Raw genomic sequence first — 18,646 nt, 5'->3', positions numbered from 1 at the left:
TGATGTGGCTTGAGCAGCAACACTGGGATAAGGATGAGCTATTTGAATTGGTCAACAACTGGAAAACGAAAGATGGCACGCGACACCCGCAAGGTCTGGCCGCTGCAATAGACGCTGCCATAGCGCAGCAGAAGGAGACGAGATGAAAACCACACTAAACCAAATACGCGAAAAGTCACCCTGCGCCGATGGCTGGAAAAAGCTGTTAGCGCATTTAGGCAAGACGACGGCTGACGACGAAGCACTAAGTATCATCACCATCCTAGACAGCAATGGTCTCGACGATGCGCTGTGGTGTCTGCAGGCAGTCGAAGGTCACGATCGTGAAATTAGACTCTATGCAGTCTGGTGCGCAAGGCAGGTGCAGCATCTGATGACGGATAAGCGAAGCCTTGATGCGCTTGATGTCGCGGAGCGTTTTGCAAACGGCTTGGCGACAGTCAAAGAATTAGATGCTGCGTGGGATGCTGCGGGGGATGCTGCGGGGGATGCTGCGGGGGATGCTGCGAGGGCTGCTGCGAGGGCTGCTGCGAGGGCTGCTGCGAGGGATGCTGCGAGGGATGCTGCTGCGAGGGCTGCTGCGGGGGCTGCTGCGAGGGATGCTGCGAGGGATGCTGCTGTGGCTGCTGCGGGGGATGCCCAGGAAAAACAACTGCGCAAGGTTTGCGCGGAAGTTGACGCTGCCATCGACACATCCCAGAGCCACGCCTGCACTTGGCCTGCTTGTAAGTCCGAGATGGTGGAGCAGGAGCCATTCGGGTATTGGTTTAACAATAAACAACACTTCATAAACTCGAAAAAGGCAAAAATATATTTCGATGCTACAGAGCGGGCAGAGTTGCTACAGCCGCTCTACACCTCGCCACCTGCACGAGCTTGGGTTGGGTTGACCGAAGATGAGGCGCACGTATGCTTCAAGAGCGCTAACGTGTGGCACGCTGTAGAGGCGAAACTCAAGGAGAAAAATCATGACCTTACCTGAAAACGAATACCGCAACACCCACTGGCTGCCAACGCCAGAGATTCTGACACCAGAGGAAAAAGTACGCAGGACGGCCACGCATCCTCAGATGAGCTGGAAAGAGGGCATCTATAAGGGCAACAAGATGGACGCGCCACGCGGCCCTGACCCGGTTATTTTATCGAAGGGGTTTGTATGACCACAGACTTGACAGAAGCCAACCTAGAAAAGGCACTGCTGGAAATAAGGCAGCTTGCGGCAAACAGCGGGGAGCGCATCGCCATACTTCCCACAAAGATAATGTTCGTCCCCGCGCTGGTTGCCGAGCAAGAAGCCCGCGTACTGGCACAAGGAGAAACACCATGACACCAAGAGACTACCAATCTGGTCAGCGCTACGATGCGCTTACCTACCGATACCCGCGCACCTTGGTCGAGGCATTCGGGGAAGCACCCGGAGAAAGACTGCACCCGATGAAGGACGCACCCATGCACCGTAACGACAAGATCATTCTGTGGGGCTGCGGTGTTGCGGCGATAGTGTTACTTTTTATATTTTTGGAGAACTGAGATGGAACATATCAAAGCATTTAAAACGCAAGACGGTAAGATTTTTGAATCCGAGGAAACGGCAGTCGAGCACGAGTTCACCCAAATGATGATGGAGCGCCTCGATGCGTTCTCATTGCATGCACGGTGCCCGTACCCGGATGGTGTGGCCAACACACAGATGCGCAAAAGCATCATTGCATGGGAGGTAGTGAGTCGCAACCTAAATACACGCGCTGACTCTGTTGGCACTCTTGACCTACTAACACGCACGCTAAACTGTTTGAAGGTGGAGAACATCAACACCATCGGCGAGCTGCTCCAATGTACCGAAAACGATTTATTAAAAGGGCCGAACATGGGGCGTAAATCGCTCAATGACGTCAAGGAAGCACTCCGGCTACGCGGACTGAAGTTGGCGGGCATCGATGCCTAGACCCAAGCCAGCAGACGCGCTCCGTGCGCGTAGCATCCGCATGAGCAGCGTAGGATGGACAGCGTTCGACAGCCGGGGCGGCGCGGAGTGGCTGCGTACCTATATTGAAAAGAAACCAAGGAAGAAAACCATGAACTACGACATGTTGACAAACGAGGAGTTGATCCGCACGCTGGATGTCACGCCAGACCTAACGAAGCTGGAGCGACTGCTAGTGGAGAGGCTGGATGCGGCGCTGATGGAGATAAACATCTTGAAGGGGAGATGATTAACATGAAAACCTATAGCCTTTTGCGGACTAAAGAAAAAACCGACCTATCAGCACTCATGGCATGGAAGCCGGATACGCTGGCCAAGTTCGCACATGACTTGCTGCGGGAGAACGAGGTTCTCGTCGAAGCTAACGAACACCTGAAGGCCGATCTACGGGTGGCGATTGACCAGTATCGGAACCTGATAACCAACATAGGAGAAACATATGCCATACGTAACGAAACCAAGACCATATAAAAAAGAGTTCCAGCAGCAGGAGGCTCGAGGCGAGCTCGACAACCGCATGGAGCGACAACGTGCCCGCCGCAAGATCGACAAGACGGGGGCAGACGCGAACGCCAACGGCAAAGCCGACAGGCGCGAGGGCAAGGATGTCGCCCACAACAAGGCGCTGAGTAAGGGCGGCGCGAACAGCGACGGCGTCGCGATTCAGGCAGCCAGCAAGAACCGCTCCTTCAAGCGTAACCCAGATGGCTCAATGAAATAATATGCACGTACTACAAGACCGGGCTCTGGTGGTCAGGACGCGCTTCCCTGCGCGTATCACCGAGACCATACCCACAAGCACAATAGCGAGCGAGCTTAGCGAAGAGCGGTACGAGGTAGAAGTGCCGTGGGACTGGGTGAATGCGGAGAAGCTGACCCATATGGGCATCAAAGGCGTGCCGTCACCCATCCAACGGGACTACAAGTGGCCACGACCTCGGGGCTTTGAGCCGTTCGACCACCAGCGGGACACGTCGTCGTTCTTGTCGCTGCGCCGCAGGGCCTTTTGCTTTAACGAGATGGGCACCGGGAAAACGGCCTCGGTGATCTGGGCGGCGGACTATCTGATGACGCTGGGGCTAATCAAGCGGGTGCTGGTGGTCTGCCCCCTGTCCATCATGCAGTCTGCGTGGCAAGCCGATCTGTTCAAGTTCGCAGTGCATCGCTCAGTTGACGTGGCCTATGGCGACGCTAACAAGCGGGCGAAGATCATCAGCGGCCCCGCTGAGTTCATCATCATCAACTACGACGGGGTAGCGACCGTCGCTGAGCACATTATGAAACACGGCAAGTTTGATCTCATCGTAATTGATGAATCCTCAAATTATAAAAATTCGCAGACCAAACGTTGGAAGTTGATGAACAAGCTCGTCACACCAAGCACGTGGCTGTGGATGCTGACCGGCACACCCGCCGCTCAGTCCCCGGTTGACGCTTACGGGCTTGGCAGGCTGTGCGTGCCCGCCCGTGCGCCGCGCTTCTTCGGCGACTTCCGCGAGGCCGTCATGCAGAAGCTCAGCATGTACCGCTGGGTGCCGCGCCCTGATGCGGAGAAGCACGTGTTCGAGATGTTGCAGCCCGCTATACGCTACACGAGGGAGGAGTGTCTGGACCTGCCAGAAGTGACGGTTGTCAACCGCATTGCCCCGCTCACGCCTTCACAGCAGAAGTACTACAAGGAGCTGAAGAACCAGATGCTGCTTGAGTTGGTGGGCGAAGAAATATCAGTGGTTAATGCTGCTGCTAAGATGAATAAATTAAGGCAAATTTCGGCAGGCGCATGCTACTCTGATAACGGTGCAGTCATCCTGTTCGACGTGTCCGAGCGGCTACGTGTTGTACAGGAGGTCATCGACGAGGCAAGCCACAAGGTGCTGATATTCGTACCCTTCCGCCACACCATCGAGCTGCTGCGCGACTACTTGGTGAAGAACGGCACGACCTGCGAAGTGATTCAAGGCGACGTCCCTGTGTATAAGCGCACTGCCATATTCAAGGACTTCCAAGAAAAGCAGAACCTCAAGGTGCTCATCATCCAGCCACAAGCCGCCGCCCACGGGATTACCCTTACAGCCGCCGACACCATCATCTGGTACGCTCCTGTAACGTCCACGGAGACGTACCTGCAAGCGAACGCCCGCATCAACCGGCCCGGGCAACGCAACGCGATGACCATTGTGCATATCGAGGGCAGCCCCGTTGAGAAGCGCTTGTATGCAATGCTGCAAAGCAACATAACAAACCACGAAAAAATTGTAGATTTGTACAAAAAAGAGTTGCTAGACACTTGACAAAGTCTAGAACGACCCATACAATAAAAGTTCACCAAGGAGAAATATGGAAATACAAGCCATGGACGAACTGTCCGCCGCGTACATAAAACTGCGGTCTGAACGGGACCAGCTCAAGCTGGCTTACGACGATGCCGACGAGGTACTCATCGACGCAATGACGGTCATCGAGAACCAGATGCTCGACGTCATGAACGCCACAAATGCCAACAGCATTTCGACAACCAACGCCACGGTTATGCGTAGCGTACGGAGTCGCTACAACCCGAGCGATTGGGGTGAGGTTTACAAACTGATTGCCAAACACGCTGCCTTCGGGCTGCTTGAGAAGCGCATCCATAACGGCAACATGAAAGATTTTTTGGAGCAACACCCAGACGAATACCCCGCTGGCATGAACGTAGATAGTCGGTACGCGGTGACAGTACGCCGCAAATCATCAACCTAAGAAAGAGAGAGAACCATGAGTAATGTTACAACCTTCAACGCTGACCTCCCCGCCCACTTGCGGAACGTCCCGATAGACGACTTCACCAAGGCCTTCGCTTTTTCGGGCGGCAGCACCAAGCGCATCTCGCTGCGCGGGCGTGTCTTCCGTCTTGTAGATGGCGGTAAGGAGATTGCTAAGAACACCGACCCCTTCATGGACGTCGTGATCGTTAACGGCACGAAGACCGTACAGAAAACTTGGTACGCGCAAGAGTACAACGCCGAGGAAACCTCCGCGCCTGACTGCTGGTCGAGCAACGGTGAGCGCCCCGATGCCGACGTAGAAGACCCACAAGGCAGCAACTGCAAAGAGTGCCCAAGAGCCATCAAAGGTTCCGGCGCTGGCGGGCGTGCCTCTTGCCGATACTCCATGCGGTTGAGTGTCGTGCTCCGCAACAACACAGGCGGCGACGTGTTCCAGTTGATCCTGCCATCGAAGTCTATCTTCGGTCAAGGCAACGTCACGAACATGCCGTTCCTGCAATACGCCAAGTACGTTGGGCAGTCTGGGTATAACCTGAACATGCTGACAACCCGCCTGACGTTTGACACTGACAGTGACACCCCGAAACTTATATTTTCCAACGCGGAGTTCTTGGACGAGGAGACGTATGCAACTTGTGTAGAGCAGGGCAATACGGTGGTCGCTGTCAACGCGAGTAAGCTCAGCTTTACCAAGCGGGCGGCGGAGCCCCAGTTGCCCAGACTGGTTGCCCCTGCTGGCTCCGCCGCAGCGCTGGCAGCCCCCGCCAAAGAAGTAGCGGAGGAACCTGCGGAGCCGATGGTCCGCTCGGAGAAGAAGAAAGAACCCGCGCCACCTAAGCCTAAACAGAACCTAGCAGCCATGGTGGATGAGTGGGGAGACGACGCGTGATCGGCTACAGTTACGGCATACGTACGTTGAACCGCAAAGCCAACAAGAAGAATGTTGGCGTGCGGTTAGGACGGCACTGCATTGACGCGGGGATACCTGTCACGGAAGTGATGGAGCTACTCGGCGTCAGCAAGCAGACCGTCTACAACTGGTTCATTGGCACACATACGCCGCTGCCACAGCACACGACCAGAATCAAAGAAGTCTTCTCAATATAACGGTTCGGGGGTAACTAGCTCGACGGAGCGAACGGGGTTTCCGTCAGCCCCCCGTTACCCCCTATTTTATTGACGTGTCTGGGAACATCATGGCGGATATTGAACTGCTACGGCGGGTAGTGGCCCCTAACGACGGCTGGTACTGCATCTTCTCTTTGCTCAACGGCAGGGGGGCACATCAAGAACACTTCAAGACTCTCGCGGAGATGCAGGAGGCAGCTGAGAGTCTTGCCGCTAAAGGACGCGATGTCTACTTTAGCTTGGGTAAATTTATAACTGACGAGAGCCGCGAGGCCGAGAACTGCGGCTGGATGCAGGCCTTCTTTTTAGACATCGACTGCGGGGTAGACAAGGCCACGCCTGACAAGTACGGGCGCATCAAGGGCTACATTGACCAGACCACAGGGATGGAAGCGCTCAAGGACTTGTGCAAGACCCTGCGGCTGCCCCGCCCGACGATCGTCAACTCAGGTCGTGGGTGGCATGTGTACTGGCCACTGATAGAGGCAGTCACCCGAGAACAGTGGGTGCCCGTTGCCGAGGCGTTTAAGGCGCTGTGCGCCAAGCACAAGTTTATCGGCGACCCTGCTGTGCCCGCCGACGCGGCGCGGGTGCTGCGCGTCCCCAGCACTACCAACCACAAAGATGGGTCAGCTGTGGTGCTGATGAACGAGACCGCCCCGATATCGTTTGAAGACTTCGCCAAACTCATGGGGCCTGTTGCGCCGCCCAAGCACCTGCACAAACCCGTTCAACTGGACGAGCTGACCAGTGCGTTGGCTGGCAACCGCCAGTCGCGCTTCAAGATAATCTTCGACAAGACCATAGCGGGCAAAGGTTGCGAGCAGCTGCGCAACATCATGGAGAACCAGAACGACATCGAAGAGCCGCTGTGGCGGGCGGGGCTGTCCATAGCCAAGTTCTGTGTAGATAGTGCCAAGGCTATACACATCATATCGAAGCAGCACAACACGTACGACCCGCAAAGAACGGAAGACAAAGCCAACACCGTCAAAGGCCCATATACGTGCAGTACGTTTGATTCGATCGCACCGAGGATATGTGACCACTGCCCGCATAAGGGCAAGATCAAATCGCCGATCGTGCTGGGCCACGAGATCGCCATGGCGGCAGAAGGCACAGTCATTGAGTACGCTGTGCCAGAAGATAAAAACGTTGACCCCATACCTGCGTTCGTAGTACCCAAGCTACCCAACCGCTACTTTCGCGGTAAGACGGGCGGCATCTACAAGCACATCAAAGAAGAGGAAGACGGCGACGCAGCGGTAGCCCTTGTCTATGAGTACGACCTGTTCGTGACCAAGCGTTTGTACGACCCCGGACAAGGAGAGACCGTAATCATGCGGCTGTCCTTGCCCCGTGATGGGGTCAAAGAATTTTCCCTGACGCTCGTCGATGCGTTGAGCAGAGACGAACTACGCAGAGCCCTGTCGTTTCACGGTGTGATTGCGTTGCCCGCGCAAATGCTGTTGATCCTTGACTATTTAGTGCAGTGTGCGAAAGAGCTGCAAGTAACACAGGAGGTTGAGATGATGCGACAGCAATTCGGTTGGGCCGACGGCGACCAGAAGTTTATTCTGGGCTTCCGTGAGATCGGCCCGGACTACGTACGGCACAGCCCGCCGTCTAAAACTACACGTGGGCTATCCAATGCGCTCCAACCCATGGGCTCGTTTGATGACTGGAAGGAGATCATCAACGTCTACGACATGCCGGGGTTTGAGCCCCATGCATTTGCTGTGTTCACCGCCTTCGGCGCCCCGCTCGTCAAATTTATGGGCATCAAGGGCGGCATCATCAACCTGATTAACAACCGCTCGGGTACTGGCAAGTCCACCGTCTTGCAAGTGATGAACAGCGTCTGGGGCCACCCCGACGAGCTGATGATTCAATGGCGCGATACGCTTAACGTCAAGCTGCACCGCATGGCCGTGATGTGCAACCTGCCGCTGGGCTGCGACGAGATCACCAAGATGAGCGGCGATGACTTCTCTGATCTAGCGTACAGCGTGACGCAAGGTGCGCCGCGCCGCAGGATGAAGTCGTCCTCCAACGAGGAGCGGGAGTCCCAAGGCTACTGGGCGACCATGATGGTGGCCACGTCCAACGCCAGTATGACCGACAAGCTAGAGTCGCTGAAGTCAACCGCCGAAGGCGAGTTGATGCGCCTGATGCAGTACAAGATCGACCCGACCAACAACCTAGACAAGGCCTCGGCGAAGCACGTTTTCGGCAGGCTGCAGAGCAACTACGGACATGCAGGGGGCAAGTACGCGCAGTTCCTAGTCCAGAACTTGGAGGAGTGCATAGACACAACACTCAAGCTCCAGATCAAACTGGATAAGGCCGTGAAAATCGAGACCCGCGAGCGGTTCTGGTCGGGTATGGCTGCGTCTAACCTAGCGGGCGGGATGTTCGCCTACAAGCTAGGCCTCCACAACATCAGCTACAAGCGCGTGTTCGACTGGGCAGTTGAAGAGATTCAGGCTATGCAAGGCACCACGCGTTTGACCTTCAACGACTACGCCACCGTGATCGGTGAGTTCCTGCTCAAGCACAACCTGAACATCTTGGTGGTGAACAAGTACAGCTCATCTCGAGCGGGCATAGCCGCCGCGCCCATCCTGATACCACGCGGGGCGCTGATGATACGCTACGAGCCAGACACCAAGAAGATATACATCGTCCGGCAGGCGCTGAAGGACTACTGCGCCGCCAAGCAGATCACCTTCACCGACCTGTTGTCTGGGCTGAACCTGACTGGCGCGTTCATCGCAGAAGTCCGTGTCCGCTTGGACGTGGGCACCGAGATTAACGCGCCGCCCGTAGTAGCTTTGGAGTTCGATGCTGACCTGTTGGGCATCGAGCCCGACGTGAGCTTAGAAGGCGATGCGGATTGAGGGGGTGAACTATGAGCTAGACTGGGTAGAGTTCACAGTCGGCAGCTCGTTCTTTGTGCCATGCCTGAACGACATCAAAGCGCGGGAGCGTGTAGAAGGCAAGATGGCCCGGCTCGGCTACGCGGTGATCGTTAAGCTGGTAATAGAAGACGAAATCTGGGGCTTGCGGGTTTGGCGAACTAAACGTACAATTTGAGGGCAACGTAAGTTGTCTCTCTCCTTGATGAGTTAGCCCCGCCTAAACAGCGGGGCTCTTTTTTAATCAAACTTATCGAAGAAGTTTTCTTTTCCCGCTGGGGGCTTAGGCGGCTTCTTCAGTTTGTCCACGTAGTCCTGCGTCACGATATGGCGCAGCTTAGGGTCAATATACAGGCCACTATCGGTCAGGGCGGACTTCTCCAGCTTCTTCTCAATCGAGCTGATGATGCCGTCTACGTCGATCGCCTTAGTTGGGTGGCGGTCGTTGAACTTGATTATTTGCTCCATCGCTTCCTCGGTGCCGTCGGCATCATTGGATATGAAGGTTAGGCCAAAGTAGTTCAGGACTTGGTCGCGCTTCTTGTCAATGCCTTCCGCTTGGCCCTTCTTAGTGATGTTGAAGTACTGGCGCTCAGCCAGCTCCGCAGTACGGAAACCTGCGGCCCGCATGGCCAACTCAAACGGTGTGAACTCTTCCACGAGGTCATCGCCAGCTAAGTTTTTAGCGCCCTCTTTGCCGTACCGATACGCTACTACTGGGTGGCGCACGAATGATGGCAGGATGGCCTCAATAGCTCGGTCCCCGTGCCCAGAGTTAAGCAGATCAACCGCCCGGGCCGCGTTCTGCACTATGCCCGCATGGGGGCCGAGCGCTTTGAACAGCGCATCGCTCAACGCTGCCTTAGCGTCTAAGTTCTCCCGCCCGTCGGGAATCCACATGCTGTCCAACCTCAGTTTGCTAGCAGCGTCGAAGCCCAGTGCGTTGAACGCCCCACGCCCCAACATCATGCCCGCGTCCTTACCAAGGGTGTTGACCGCCCAGTTCATGAACTCAAGCTCGAAGTCCAACTTCTCTTCGTCGTCGTCCTCTAGACCGGAATTAAACACGGCCTCAATGATCGCGGCCACAGTCGAGAAGCCCCAGAGACCAGTTACCCCGGACATGATTGCGGCTGAACCCATAGTTCCAACGAACCGCGCCCGCGCTTCACGCCGGTCGGTTACTGTCAAACCCTTAAACGAGTTGTACGCGTTGCGGGCTAGGAAGAACGTCATCTGCTGGGGCCACTGCTTGAACTGCAGAATCACCCGGGCAATTGGGTGTCGCATGTAACGGGGTTTGTTTGCAGAGGAGTAGTCGAACATGGACTTCGCGGTCAAGTCTTTAGCTTCTGCGACGGACTCAGCGAACGCCTGCCGCTGGTTTGCGTAGCCCGCACGCTTCTCCATAGCCGTGCGGAACGCAGACATGGCTATCACCTCGCGGTTAAACCGTTCCGTGTGGTGAAATGCAAACGCTATCATTTGCATCGCCTTGTTGGGGATGCCGGAATAATCCTCTGTTGGCTTAGCGGCTATACCCGATTGGTCGTAGGCCGCCGTTATATCAATCAAACCATCAGCGACGAACCTTTTGTACGCTGCCATGTCCATGGCGCTCATTGACCCAGAACGCTCTAGCGACGGAGTCAGCAAACGGAAATCGCGGACACGCCCGCCCGTTTCAACGTTGAAACCTGTGGCCAAAATCTGAGCCACCGTCTTAGATGTTTGCGCCATAACTTTTGCAACGGCGTGGGTGTAGCCCATTTTAGGGTTGGCTCTAATCTGTTGGCCCACCAGCGTGGGCACACCGATCATCACGCCGCCAAGTACGTTAACCGCTGCGGACGCCATAGATGTCAGGTAGTAAATGAATCCCACGTTAGAGAACCAGCTGACCCACGGGCCCGTGTCGACTGGATTGAGCAGGGCGCTCAAACCTAGTTCGGCTTCTTTTACATAGTCGCGCAACTCGTCGTTCTCGGCAGCGAGCCTTGGGTCGTAGTTAGTGCCAGCGGGCACACGACGTTTTATGTGCGCACGAGCCGCGTCCAGTTGGGAGAACATCTCGGGTGAGTACTCAAAGCGGGCCAGCTGGTACGCCATGTTGAACGATGAAGTGGCGAAGTTACGCATAGCGTCTTGCGAGAAACCTTCCACGCTATTGCGGTGGATGAACTGATTACGCATGCTGCGGTCAGGCTGGTTCTGCAAGTACGTCTGATAGAAGCTGTCCTTCATTTCGGTTTTGCGTTTGTCAGCATCAGCTGGACTCAAACCAGTAACGTCGATGCCATCTACGGCGTCGAATATCTCCGCCAAGAACGCAGACTCGCGGGCATGGGCGTCCATCTGTTTAGCGTAGTCGTTGCCGATGTTATCGCCTATCGTGCCAGCCAAATGCGGGTCCCGTTTTACGCGCTCGTCTGCGTGGGCTGCGCGGGCTCCCTGTGACTCGAACATATAGTACTCGCGGTCCTGCCCCCTGCCAATCTGGTAGAAGAAACGGCCATGACGCATCAACGGGAAGTAGGGGCCTTTGAGTGCCCCCTTCTCGAACTCAGCGCGTATTTTTAGGATCGTCGCTTTCGACACACCCGACTGGCCCATCTGGATAATCCGGCGGTGCATTAACCGTCTATAGTCGACGTACATGCGGCGGAAGAAATCACGAGCCCCTCTATAAACGGCCTTGGCCTCGGGGGTCAAGTCGTTCCAGTCCTGCATCAACTGCACGTTGGCGTTGCGTTGCAGCACATTGGCTTTGTCCGGGTCTACCTCGGTGATAGTGGCTGCGTGCATAACCGCTGACACCCTACGGGACATCTCAGGGTCTTTAGATTGCAACAGCTCCCACTGGCGGGAGACTTTAGCCGACGCAGCGAGGATGTTGCTCTTGCGGGCGAGGAAGTCCTCGACCACCTGAATGTAGTTTGTGAGTTGCGGGATGCGGCCCGCGACTAAGTCATTAAGCTGGCGGAGCGTTAGAACCCCCAAGTACGCGGGGCGAATAGTAGCGTTAACGCTTCTGGACTCGCGCAACACGCTATTCCATGAGCGCGTACGCAGCCAACGGCGCAAGGTTGATGGCTGGTTGGGCAGCCCCGTCGGCACTTTGGTTGGCTTGCTCTTAGCTTTGACTCGCGCCATTGCTTTCGGCCCAGTGGTAGTGAGTCCATCCAGAGACATCGTGCCGGACATCATCGCATCAGCAGCAAACATGGCCTCAGCCATGACGTTGCTCTCGTAGCCTTTCTTGACGTTGAACAGCTTACGGATGCCGTCTGTGAAACGGCTTAAGTAGGAGAAAGGTGTGGACTCGTAGGGGACGCTGCGTAGCCAAGCTTGGAAGACCGGGTTAGACAAAGCCTCGGACACGAACTCGTGTGGCAACGCATCATTCAGGTCTGATAGGCCATAAAACTCGACCCCCTCTTCTAGGGCCTTCATTTTGGCGTGTTTAAACAGCTTAACCAGCTGGTCGTAGCCCTGCTTCTGGAGGCCACTCAACGTCTTGTAGTTGTCTATCAAGTGAGACGCAGCGGCGTGGATAGTCTCGTGGAACAGCAGGTGAGTTGTAAGCGTGCCAGCACCTTGGCGCATGACGATAGTGTCGGTCACAGGGTCGTATTTGCCGTCCCATACGTACTGCGCACGGACTAAATCAAGCAGGCTATCAAACACCAACTGGTTGGATTCGCCCGCATTCGTCAACGCTTTGAGCTCGGCCATAACATCCAGCACATTGCGCAGCTTGCCAGAATTCAAACCGGCTCTCAACGCGCCTTGTTTGTCCTCTGGGTAGAGCGCGGTGATTAACTCGTCCACATCCTTGATACGCTCCTCCAAAGCTTTGCCGTATTCTGGGTCGTTAGACACCGACTCCATCGTGTCTACGGTGACAAAACGGCTCTTGGGTTCAAAGCCAGTGTCGAGCAGGCGCTGGGCTAAGCTGGCGTAGTAAGGATTGCCCTTCATCCGAGTGAGCATTTCCAACGCACCGCGAACGGTGCCAGTCTTTAGCTCGCGAATAACGTCAGGGTGGGACGTAACAAGAATCTCATCTGTTGGCAGGTTCTTTCTATAGTCCACCGCAATAGCAGGAGTTGGTTCGCTCTCTGTTTCTTCGGTTTCCCCGACACGTTTAGTCGGTTTACGGCGGGCAATTTTCTCCTGTTCCTTAGCGAGCTGGACTGCGGCTTTACCCTCTTTACGCATCCTCTGGACGTACACTTTAAGTGCCGCTTTGTACGTGTCTACTGCTTCGCGGTGGACTTTGTTGGCTTTGGCAGACTGCTTGTACTGCTCGATCATTTCGTCTAGCGTGGCCAACGTACTGGGGGACAAATTGGTTTTTACAAAGTCGCGGAAATGGTTTGCTGCAACGCTACCTTCCCTAGAAAAATTAGAGTCCGCGCTAATTTCGTAGGCTATATCGTACGCCACGGCAGTCAAAACGTCGCTGAACGCTTTGCGGTTCGTCGGGTTGCTTGTGTATGCAATAGCCGCACGCATACCGTCCGATAGTTTCCCTCCGGCCTTACGCGCAGCTTTGATAGCGAGCCACGCGCCATATAACTTGCTATCGACAATGACGTGCTCGGTCTCCGTCATTGTGGTATCGGGTTCGCGTGGCTTGCCTTCTACCGTGGGGCCAAATACTTGCGTGCCTTCTGTAGGTGTGGTGAACCGCTCTATATGGATACCCGATTCAGCTCTTCTGTCCACACTGAAACCGGCACCACTCCCACCGAGATCGCTCACGTACTCCTGCACGCTCTTACTAAACGTGGCCATACCACGGCGGGTCGTGAGGTCGGGGAGTCCTGCTCTGACGAATAAATCGCCCCGGGCTTCGGGCGCGGCGCTGTTAAGCGAGTCCATCAGCGCTTTGAACGAAGCTACCCCACCCACACTGGCCGTGAGGTACTTGAGCATCTTCTTCATGCTGGAGGTCGTCGTCTCGCCGGGTTTCGTGATGTCATACGTCAACAGGGTTTCAGCAGCGACGTTTTTAGGGTAACCGTGGTCTTTTACTCCCTCTGGTGTCTGGTTAGCAGATTGAATAGTGTCGAAGAAACCTACAATCTGCTTGCCTTCTACCGTATCGAGTATGTGCTCCCTATCGTCCCCGGGTTTAGGTGCTCTGTCGCGTGGGCCTTTTTGGTCCCCGAGTTCTTGAGACACAACGCCTTCTGCTTCGCCTTCGCCTTCGCCTTCGCCTTCTATTCCACCTGCTGCTTCTTCGTTAACGGGGGCGCCAAAATCCTCCAAGTCCGCCGCCTCCAAGTCCGCCACCGCCTGCGCTTCTGAAGTTACCGGCGCAACCCTGCGCTCTTTCTGCTCTTTTTGGGGCCGCGCAGTTTCTTTCGCCGCCCATTTTTCTTTCAATTCGGCGATAGCCTTGGTGGCTTGCTCCTCGCCATACCCTCTTTGCAACAACGTTTTTCTAAGGTCCTCGTCGCTAAGCTTGGATAAATCCTCCGCAAACATGTCGCTCTGCGAACCCCGCATAGCACGGGGGCTACCTTGTAGTAGCGAGATAGCGTAGTCGATCTTCTCGGACATCCGGCCTACAAAATCCTGCGCTACCTGCTGGAAGTTCCGTACGGCTTCACCGCGAGTCATGCCGGGTATGGTCTGCCCCATTGCCCAAGTAGCGCCGAACTCCCCGGCGCGGTAACGGTCTATAAGGCGCTGCTTCTGCGCTTCCAAATCCGCAGTAGCCTTGGCGACACTGCCGTCCGCTTGGGCAAAGGCGGTATTAGCTAGCCGCCTAGCGTTTTTGGCCGCGCCGAACATATTGTCTTGGTCGCCTCGCATAGCGGGGGGTTCCCGCTGCCCAGCGGGTATGCCCTGATCGCTCCGCATAGCGAGGGGTTCCCGCTGCCCAGCGGGTATGCCCTGATCGCCCGACGGCTGTCCAGCGGGCGGGACATCCCACACTTGGTCTTCTTCAAACGCGAGGAACTCTTCAATCGAGGTTAGTGGAGCGAGTTGTTGTCCCGTTCGGCCATCAATTGAGCCAGCATCCTGTCCAGCAGGAACCACTCCATCTGATTTAGCTTTACGAGCGCGTCTGGCGGCGGCTCTTGAACCGGGCTGGCCAGCCACGCCAGCGCCTGCTCCACCTGCTGGTGGGATAATTTCTCCAGCATCGTCGTACTCCTCTGTCAGTCGATCGTAGACTGATTTGCCGGGCTGCTCTTGTTCCTGTCGCGCTTGTTTTCCTTCGCGTGCACCGGTAACGGCCCCGAGACCAAAACCTGCCACACCCTCTAAAGTCGCCGCGCCTACTACGCCGCGCATAGTGGGCACATCATAACCTTCGCGTTGTAGGGCAATATTTTGCGCCAGCTGTTCTTGGCCGCCCTGCGTCGCTTCGCCAACTAACTCTTTAGAGCCGGTAATTGCGCCTTGTTTAATCGCCCCCCGCTCAGCAGCCCCGGCTGTCTCTTTCGCCACCTTTGCGCCTACAGCCTTACCCATAATCTGCTTGGCAAGTTGCCGGGCCGCAGCAGGTTCAAACCCTGTGACGGCTCCAATACCGCCTATGGCAGCACCAGTTAAAATCATATCCAAGTTTTCGCCGCCGTACTCTTGGGCTGCTTTCGCTCGGGCTTCTATCTGCTCCGCAGGCATGGCGGTCTTTTCTAGCTCTTCTTTTACCGCGTCGTAAATAGCACTTTTGACCGTGCCCGCGCCCATAACGTGGCCAATACCCGCACCGATAGCAGTAACTGCCAATTTCCCCGCACCGAGAACCTTGGCGGACAATGCCGCTACTATCACAGGAGCCGAAGTACCAAGCGCGTTCACTATTATGTCGACCGGCGCAACTGAGAAAGCGCTTAACGCAGCTGTAACTTGGTCACCCACGCCCTTGTCCTCCGCCTCCTTCATGATGCGGGCGACTTCTTTCGAGTCATTTTTAGACTGTGCGCTGTACAGGTCGGCGACCCAATCTTCTGCGCCCTTAAGGGCATTGGACACCCCACTACCAGCGCCAAAAGCGTCAGAAATCAAACGAACGCCGGTAACAACCCCAGCACCAATTTTAAGGGGGACATCAGCTACGCTGCGCATGAAAGACTGCTCTTCCGGCGTCGGTTCGGGCGCGGCTTTTTTCTTACTGGGCGCGTCAAACTGGTCGAAGAAGTTTGCAGACGGCTCTGGTTCTTTCGCAGTATCAAACTGGTCGAAAAAATTGGCCATCTTAGTTCCCTAGTATTCTTGCCGCTGCGCCAGCTCCAAATTTCACATCGAAAGCGTCGCGCATAGTTGGGTTATTTTTCAACGCAGATATATGCGCGGCGCTTGGTTGGACTGGCCCAATCGGTGCACCACCCCGAACTGGCGGGGCAGCGGGGCGACTGGCAGGAGCTGCGCCCTCAACAGCCGCTCGTTTATCTTTACGGATTTTGTCAAGCCCGCGTTCAATTTCGGCTTTTTTGTTCAAAGACTCCGCGTCTGTCTTACCGGTAAGCATAGCGAGCCTCATCTTGAGCAATTTACCCGTTTCATCTTCGTCGACCAACTTCTCGAGTGCAAGAGCATCTTTGTTTTCACCGGCGGCTACGCGGGCGTCAGCCGGGTAGCGGCCAATCTCGCCAGCACCTATACGACGAGAATCGGCTGCAGCCTGCGCTTTTTTAACCGGGTCGTTAAGGATAGATGGGTCCTTCGCGACCATAGCGTCATATATGGCGCTCGCTTGCTTATCCATATCCGACGGTTTGTTAGCCGCCGCCATGGAAGCCCCCGCCGAAATGTTGGCTACCTCGATGCCTTTCTCCATTTCAGCGGCCTTCATATTAGCGTCGCTCAACTTCTGCTCAGCTTCACGTTTCTGCTTATCAGCATCGCTGAACAGCGCTATGGCCTTGTCTGTTCTACCATCAGCACGCGCCTGCTGCGCAGTGGCCAACGTGATCTCGGACTGGCGGAGCAGGCGCTTGGCCTCGCGCATATCTTTATCGGACTTCTGCATCTCAGCGCCGAACGCGCCTGCGGCGTTGGCAAGCGCTGGTGCAATAGCCCCGAGCCCACGACCCCTAGCGGGCTTGGCGACAACGGCCTGCGCGGCTGCCAACAACGCGTACCCCATGTCTGCGCCCTTTCGGCTATCTAAATCGTGTCGTTCTTTGGCAATATCTTCGGCGTAGGGGGCCAGACGATCCGCGCCATACAGCTTCTGGACGTAGCCCTGTTGCTCCGTTATACCCGCTTCACGGTCCGCCATAGTCGTAGGCTGTGGGATAGCATCGAACGCGGCTTGTGTATAAGTTGTTCTCGGAGTGCCACCGCCCGCGAACGCCACGATGCCGCCCCCAGCGAAGCCGTCGTCAGGGGTTGGCATGCTCGCCACACCGCCGTAGGTTTCCTGTGGGGCTTCTTGTGGCATCTGCCCAACTGGAGCGCCCATCGGCAGCATCGCTTCTAACCCCTGTGGCTCAACTGCTTGCGCTGCCAGCGACGGAGCCTCCGTCGGCCCCTCTGCTTGGCGGGCCATCATCATGGCGTTCGATTCTTTGATGAGCTGCAAGGCCCGAAGAGCCGTGTAGGGGTCTAGGCTCGGGTCTGTACCCTGACCCATAACAGAAGCCTGCAGCAACCCCGGGGTATATCTGAACCGTTCTGCGAAGACGGAAGCTTTATCAATCATGTTCTGTCCTTCACACTAGGTTTTTCAAAGCAATAGCACCGAGGCCGCCGGAGCGAATCATGCCGCCCTTGGCGTTGCGCATAAGCCTGCTAATACCCGCCGCACCCAAGCCCAGCGAGGCTATGTTCTGTATCCCGCTCGGGCCAGTCTCGTATGTCGACTGCGTGCCGGTGCCTTGCATAGGCAGCCCGCGCAGCATGTTCGACATGTTAGACAGCTGCTGTTGCGGGTAGGCGATCTCCTGATCCCAATTCCGCTGAGCCTGCGCCATCCGCGCTTGCTCTTGCGCCTGCTGTGTAGCGCCCGTGGCTTGTTGTGCGCCGTAGATGCTCTGCTCCGCGCCGAGGGCTTGGTTGCCGATGTTCGACAGGTTCGTTGCCGCCTGCCCTGCTTGACCGTAGCCTGCCTGCTCCGCTGCCACACCTTGAAGACCCAGCCCGGCGCCTTGCATGGCTTGGGAGCCCGCAGTCTGCATGTTCTGGTTGGCTTGGTTGTACGCTTGGTTGTACGCGTTGCCGACCAATTGGTTCTGCGCAAGCATCTGGTTCTGCTGGTTGAGCCCCTGCATGATGGCCTGACGACCACCGCCAAATGCGCCTGCCTGAGTGGCTTGACCTTGGTTTTGTGCGTTCAACATACCAAACTGTTGCTGTTGTAGCTGCATCGCTGGGTCTAGCGTCGCTTGCAGATACGGGTTCATGTACCGTTGAACAGCTGCCGGGTCTTGCGCGTTCTGCCCGTAGGCTTGTCCTGCTGCAGAACCCTGAGCGCCGTACCCTGCGGCTTGCCCAGTAGTACCCAAAGCACCCACACCCGACTGCCGTGCCATATCCGACGCCTGCCCGAACTGTCCGGGCATCTGGAGCCCAGCAACGCCCGACTGCGCCTGTTGTTGGAGGGGAGAAAAACCTGCTACCTGCGCGTTTACTCCGCCGGGGAACGGGTTGAATGCTGCATCACCCAGCGCTTGTTGCTTCCCCAGCATGCCTTCGACATACGGTTTCGCGTAGTCGGGGATGGTTGTCTGCGTTAGTGTCTGGCCTGTAGGAGCTGCTGGTTGGCTTGATCCGCACATATAAGTACCTCAGAATGTATATATCATTTGCGTGGCCGCTTCCTTGAAACCCATACGGCCCCAGAGCTTTGCCACTCTTAAATCTGTCATCGCCGAGACGACGAGTCG

16 protein-coding genes are annotated in these 18,646 nt (G+C 56.1%); 13 read left to right on the top strand and 3 right to left on the bottom strand.

Translation table 11 applies throughout. The annotated features are described in order from the left end of the window. Positions 1-142 precede the first annotated feature (142 nt). The 13 genes from ACESMT_RS05035 to ACESMT_RS04975 all read left to right on the top strand — a co-directional run bounded on the left by ACESMT_RS05035 (position 143) and on the right by ACESMT_RS04975 (position 8,777). Complete coding sequence (locus ACESMT_RS05035; RefSeq protein ID WP_372825479.1) at positions 143-982, top strand: hypothetical protein; 840 nt, start codon at positions 143-145, stop codon at positions 980-982. Next, positions 969-1,160 carry a hypothetical protein gene (locus tag ACESMT_RS05030; RefSeq protein ID WP_372825478.1) on the top strand — a complete coding sequence of 64 codons (192 nt, stop codon included), beginning with the start codon at positions 969-971 and terminating at the stop codon, positions 1,158-1,160. Before ACESMT_RS05035 ends, ACESMT_RS05030 begins: the two co-directional genes overlap by 14 nt. Next, positions 1,157-1,327: a hypothetical protein gene (locus tag ACESMT_RS05025; RefSeq protein ID WP_372825477.1), complete on the top strand. Its 171-nt coding sequence runs from the start codon at positions 1,157-1,159 to the stop codon at positions 1,325-1,327. The genes ACESMT_RS05030 and ACESMT_RS05025 overlap by 4 nt, the downstream gene beginning before the upstream one ends. After that, positions 1,324-1,530, top strand: a complete 207-nt coding sequence (locus ACESMT_RS05020; protein ID WP_372825476.1) for a hypothetical protein — start codon at positions 1,324-1,326, stop codon at positions 1,528-1,530. Before ACESMT_RS05025 ends, ACESMT_RS05020 begins: the two co-directional genes overlap by 4 nt. Before the next feature lies 1 nt (position 1,531). Then, positions 1,532-1,945: a DNA-directed RNA polymerase subunit alpha C-terminal domain-containing protein gene (locus ACESMT_RS05015; protein ID WP_372825475.1), complete on the top strand. Its 414-nt coding sequence runs from the start codon at positions 1,532-1,534 to the stop codon at positions 1,943-1,945. 130 nt (positions 1,946-2,075) lie between these two features. After that, positions 2,076-2,213 (top strand): hypothetical protein, encoded by a 138-nt coding sequence (locus ACESMT_RS05010; protein ID WP_372825474.1) that lies wholly within the window; start codon positions 2,076-2,078, stop codon positions 2,211-2,213. A gap of 5 nt (positions 2,214-2,218) precedes the next feature. Further along, on the top strand, positions 2,219-2,455 hold the full coding sequence (locus tag ACESMT_RS05005) for a hypothetical protein (RefSeq protein ID WP_372825473.1): 237 nt from the start codon (positions 2,219-2,221) through the stop codon (positions 2,453-2,455). Then, positions 2,424-2,705 carry a hypothetical protein gene (locus tag ACESMT_RS05000; protein WP_372825472.1) on the top strand — a complete coding sequence of 94 codons (282 nt, stop codon included), beginning with the start codon at positions 2,424-2,426 and terminating at the stop codon, positions 2,703-2,705. The genes ACESMT_RS05005 and ACESMT_RS05000 overlap by 32 nt, the downstream gene beginning before the upstream one ends. 1 nt (position 2,706) lies before the next feature. Then, positions 2,707-4,275 (top strand): DEAD/DEAH box helicase, encoded by a 1,569-nt coding sequence (locus ACESMT_RS04995; RefSeq protein WP_372825471.1) that lies wholly within the window; start codon positions 2,707-2,709, stop codon positions 4,273-4,275. A gap of 61 nt (positions 4,276-4,336) precedes the next feature. Then, positions 4,337-4,723, top strand: a complete 387-nt coding sequence (locus tag ACESMT_RS04990) for a hypothetical protein (protein WP_372825470.1) — start codon at positions 4,337-4,339, stop codon at positions 4,721-4,723. Positions 4,724-4,738: 15 nt separating this feature from the next. Continuing rightward, positions 4,739-5,638, top strand: a complete 900-nt coding sequence (locus ACESMT_RS04985; RefSeq protein ID WP_372825469.1) for a hypothetical protein — start codon at positions 4,739-4,741, stop codon at positions 5,636-5,638. Continuing rightward, positions 5,620-5,856: a helix-turn-helix domain-containing protein gene (locus ACESMT_RS04980; protein ID WP_372825468.1), complete on the top strand. Its 237-nt coding sequence runs from the start codon at positions 5,620-5,622 to the stop codon at positions 5,854-5,856. Before ACESMT_RS04985 ends, ACESMT_RS04980 begins: the two co-directional genes overlap by 19 nt. Positions 5,857-5,945: 89 nt before the next feature. Further along, positions 5,946-8,777, top strand: a complete 2,832-nt coding sequence (locus ACESMT_RS04975) for a DUF927 domain-containing protein (RefSeq protein ID WP_372825467.1) — start codon at positions 5,946-5,948, stop codon at positions 8,775-8,777. Between the two features lie 258 nt (positions 8,778-9,035). Here ACESMT_RS04975 and ACESMT_RS04970 read toward each other — a convergent pair whose 3' ends face one another. The 3 genes from ACESMT_RS04970 to ACESMT_RS04960 are packed head-to-tail and all read right to left on the bottom strand — an operon-like array spanning position 9,036 to position 18,538. Next, positions 9,036-16,013: a PLxRFG domain-containing protein gene (locus tag ACESMT_RS04970; protein ID WP_372825466.1), complete on the bottom strand. Its 6,978-nt coding sequence runs from the start codon at positions 16,011-16,013 to the stop codon at positions 9,036-9,038. 1 nt (position 16,014) lies between these two features. Next, the gene (locus ACESMT_RS04965; RefSeq protein ID WP_372825465.1) at positions 16,015-17,463 is read right to left on the bottom strand and encodes a hypothetical protein; all 1,449 of its coding nucleotides are present in this window, start codon (positions 17,461-17,463) and stop codon (positions 16,015-16,017) included. A gap of 10 nt (positions 17,464-17,473) precedes the next feature. Then, the gene (locus ACESMT_RS04960) at positions 17,474-18,538 is read right to left on the bottom strand and encodes a hypothetical protein (protein ID WP_372825464.1); all 1,065 of its coding nucleotides are present in this window, start codon (positions 18,536-18,538) and stop codon (positions 17,474-17,476) included. Positions 18,539-18,646: the final 108 nt, after the last annotated feature.

It is taken from the genome of Polaromonas sp., from assembly GCF_041689105.1.
In the GTDB taxonomy this organism is placed as follows: domain Bacteria; phylum Pseudomonadota; class Gammaproteobacteria; order Burkholderiales; family Burkholderiaceae_C; genus Polaromonas.
This window is presented reverse-complemented; position numbering and strand designations above follow the sequence as displayed.

What these genes read in the sequence shown, in the direction of transcription:
- ACESMT_RS05035 (WP_372825479.1), top strand. Translation starts at nt 143, where the DNA reads ATGAAAACCACACTAAACCAAATACGCGAAAAGTCACCCTGCGCCGAT.
- ACESMT_RS05030 (WP_372825478.1), top strand. Translation starts at nt 969, where the DNA reads ATGACCTTACCTGAAAACGAATACCGCAACACCCACTGGCTGCCAACG.
- ACESMT_RS05025 (WP_372825477.1), top strand. Translation starts at nt 1,157, where the DNA reads ATGACCACAGACTTGACAGAAGCCAACCTAGAAAAGGCACTGCTGGAA.
- ACESMT_RS05020 (WP_372825476.1), top strand. Translation starts at nt 1,324, where the DNA reads ATGACACCAAGAGACTACCAATCTGGTCAGCGCTACGATGCGCTTACC.
- ACESMT_RS05015 (WP_372825475.1), top strand. Translation starts at nt 1,532, where the DNA reads ATGGAACATATCAAAGCATTTAAAACGCAAGACGGTAAGATTTTTGAA.
- ACESMT_RS05010 (WP_372825474.1), top strand. Translation starts at nt 2,076, where the DNA reads ATGAACTACGACATGTTGACAAACGAGGAGTTGATCCGCACGCTGGAT.
- ACESMT_RS05005 (WP_372825473.1), top strand. Translation starts at nt 2,219, where the DNA reads ATGAAAACCTATAGCCTTTTGCGGACTAAAGAAAAAACCGACCTATCA.
- ACESMT_RS05000 (WP_372825472.1), top strand. Translation starts at nt 2,424, where the DNA reads ATGCCATACGTAACGAAACCAAGACCATATAAAAAAGAGTTCCAGCAG.
- ACESMT_RS04995 (WP_372825471.1), top strand. Translation starts at nt 2,707, where the DNA reads ATGCACGTACTACAAGACCGGGCTCTGGTGGTCAGGACGCGCTTCCCT.
- ACESMT_RS04990 (WP_372825470.1), top strand. Translation starts at nt 4,337, where the DNA reads ATGGACGAACTGTCCGCCGCGTACATAAAACTGCGGTCTGAACGGGAC.
- ACESMT_RS04985 (WP_372825469.1), top strand. Translation starts at nt 4,739, where the DNA reads ATGAGTAATGTTACAACCTTCAACGCTGACCTCCCCGCCCACTTGCGG.
- ACESMT_RS04975 (WP_372825467.1), top strand. Translation starts at nt 5,946, where the DNA reads ATGGCGGATATTGAACTGCTACGGCGGGTAGTGGCCCCTAACGACGGC.
- ACESMT_RS04970 (WP_372825466.1), bottom strand. Translation starts at nt 16,013, where the DNA reads ATGGCCAATTTTTTCGACCAGTTTGATACTGCGAAAGAACCAGAGCCG.
- ACESMT_RS04965 (WP_372825465.1), bottom strand. Translation starts at nt 17,463, where the DNA reads ATGATTGATAAAGCTTCCGTCTTCGCAGAACGGTTCAGATATACCCCG.
- ACESMT_RS04960 (WP_372825464.1), bottom strand. Translation starts at nt 18,538, where the DNA reads ATGTGCGGATCAAGCCAACCAGCAGCTCCTACAGGCCAGACACTAACG.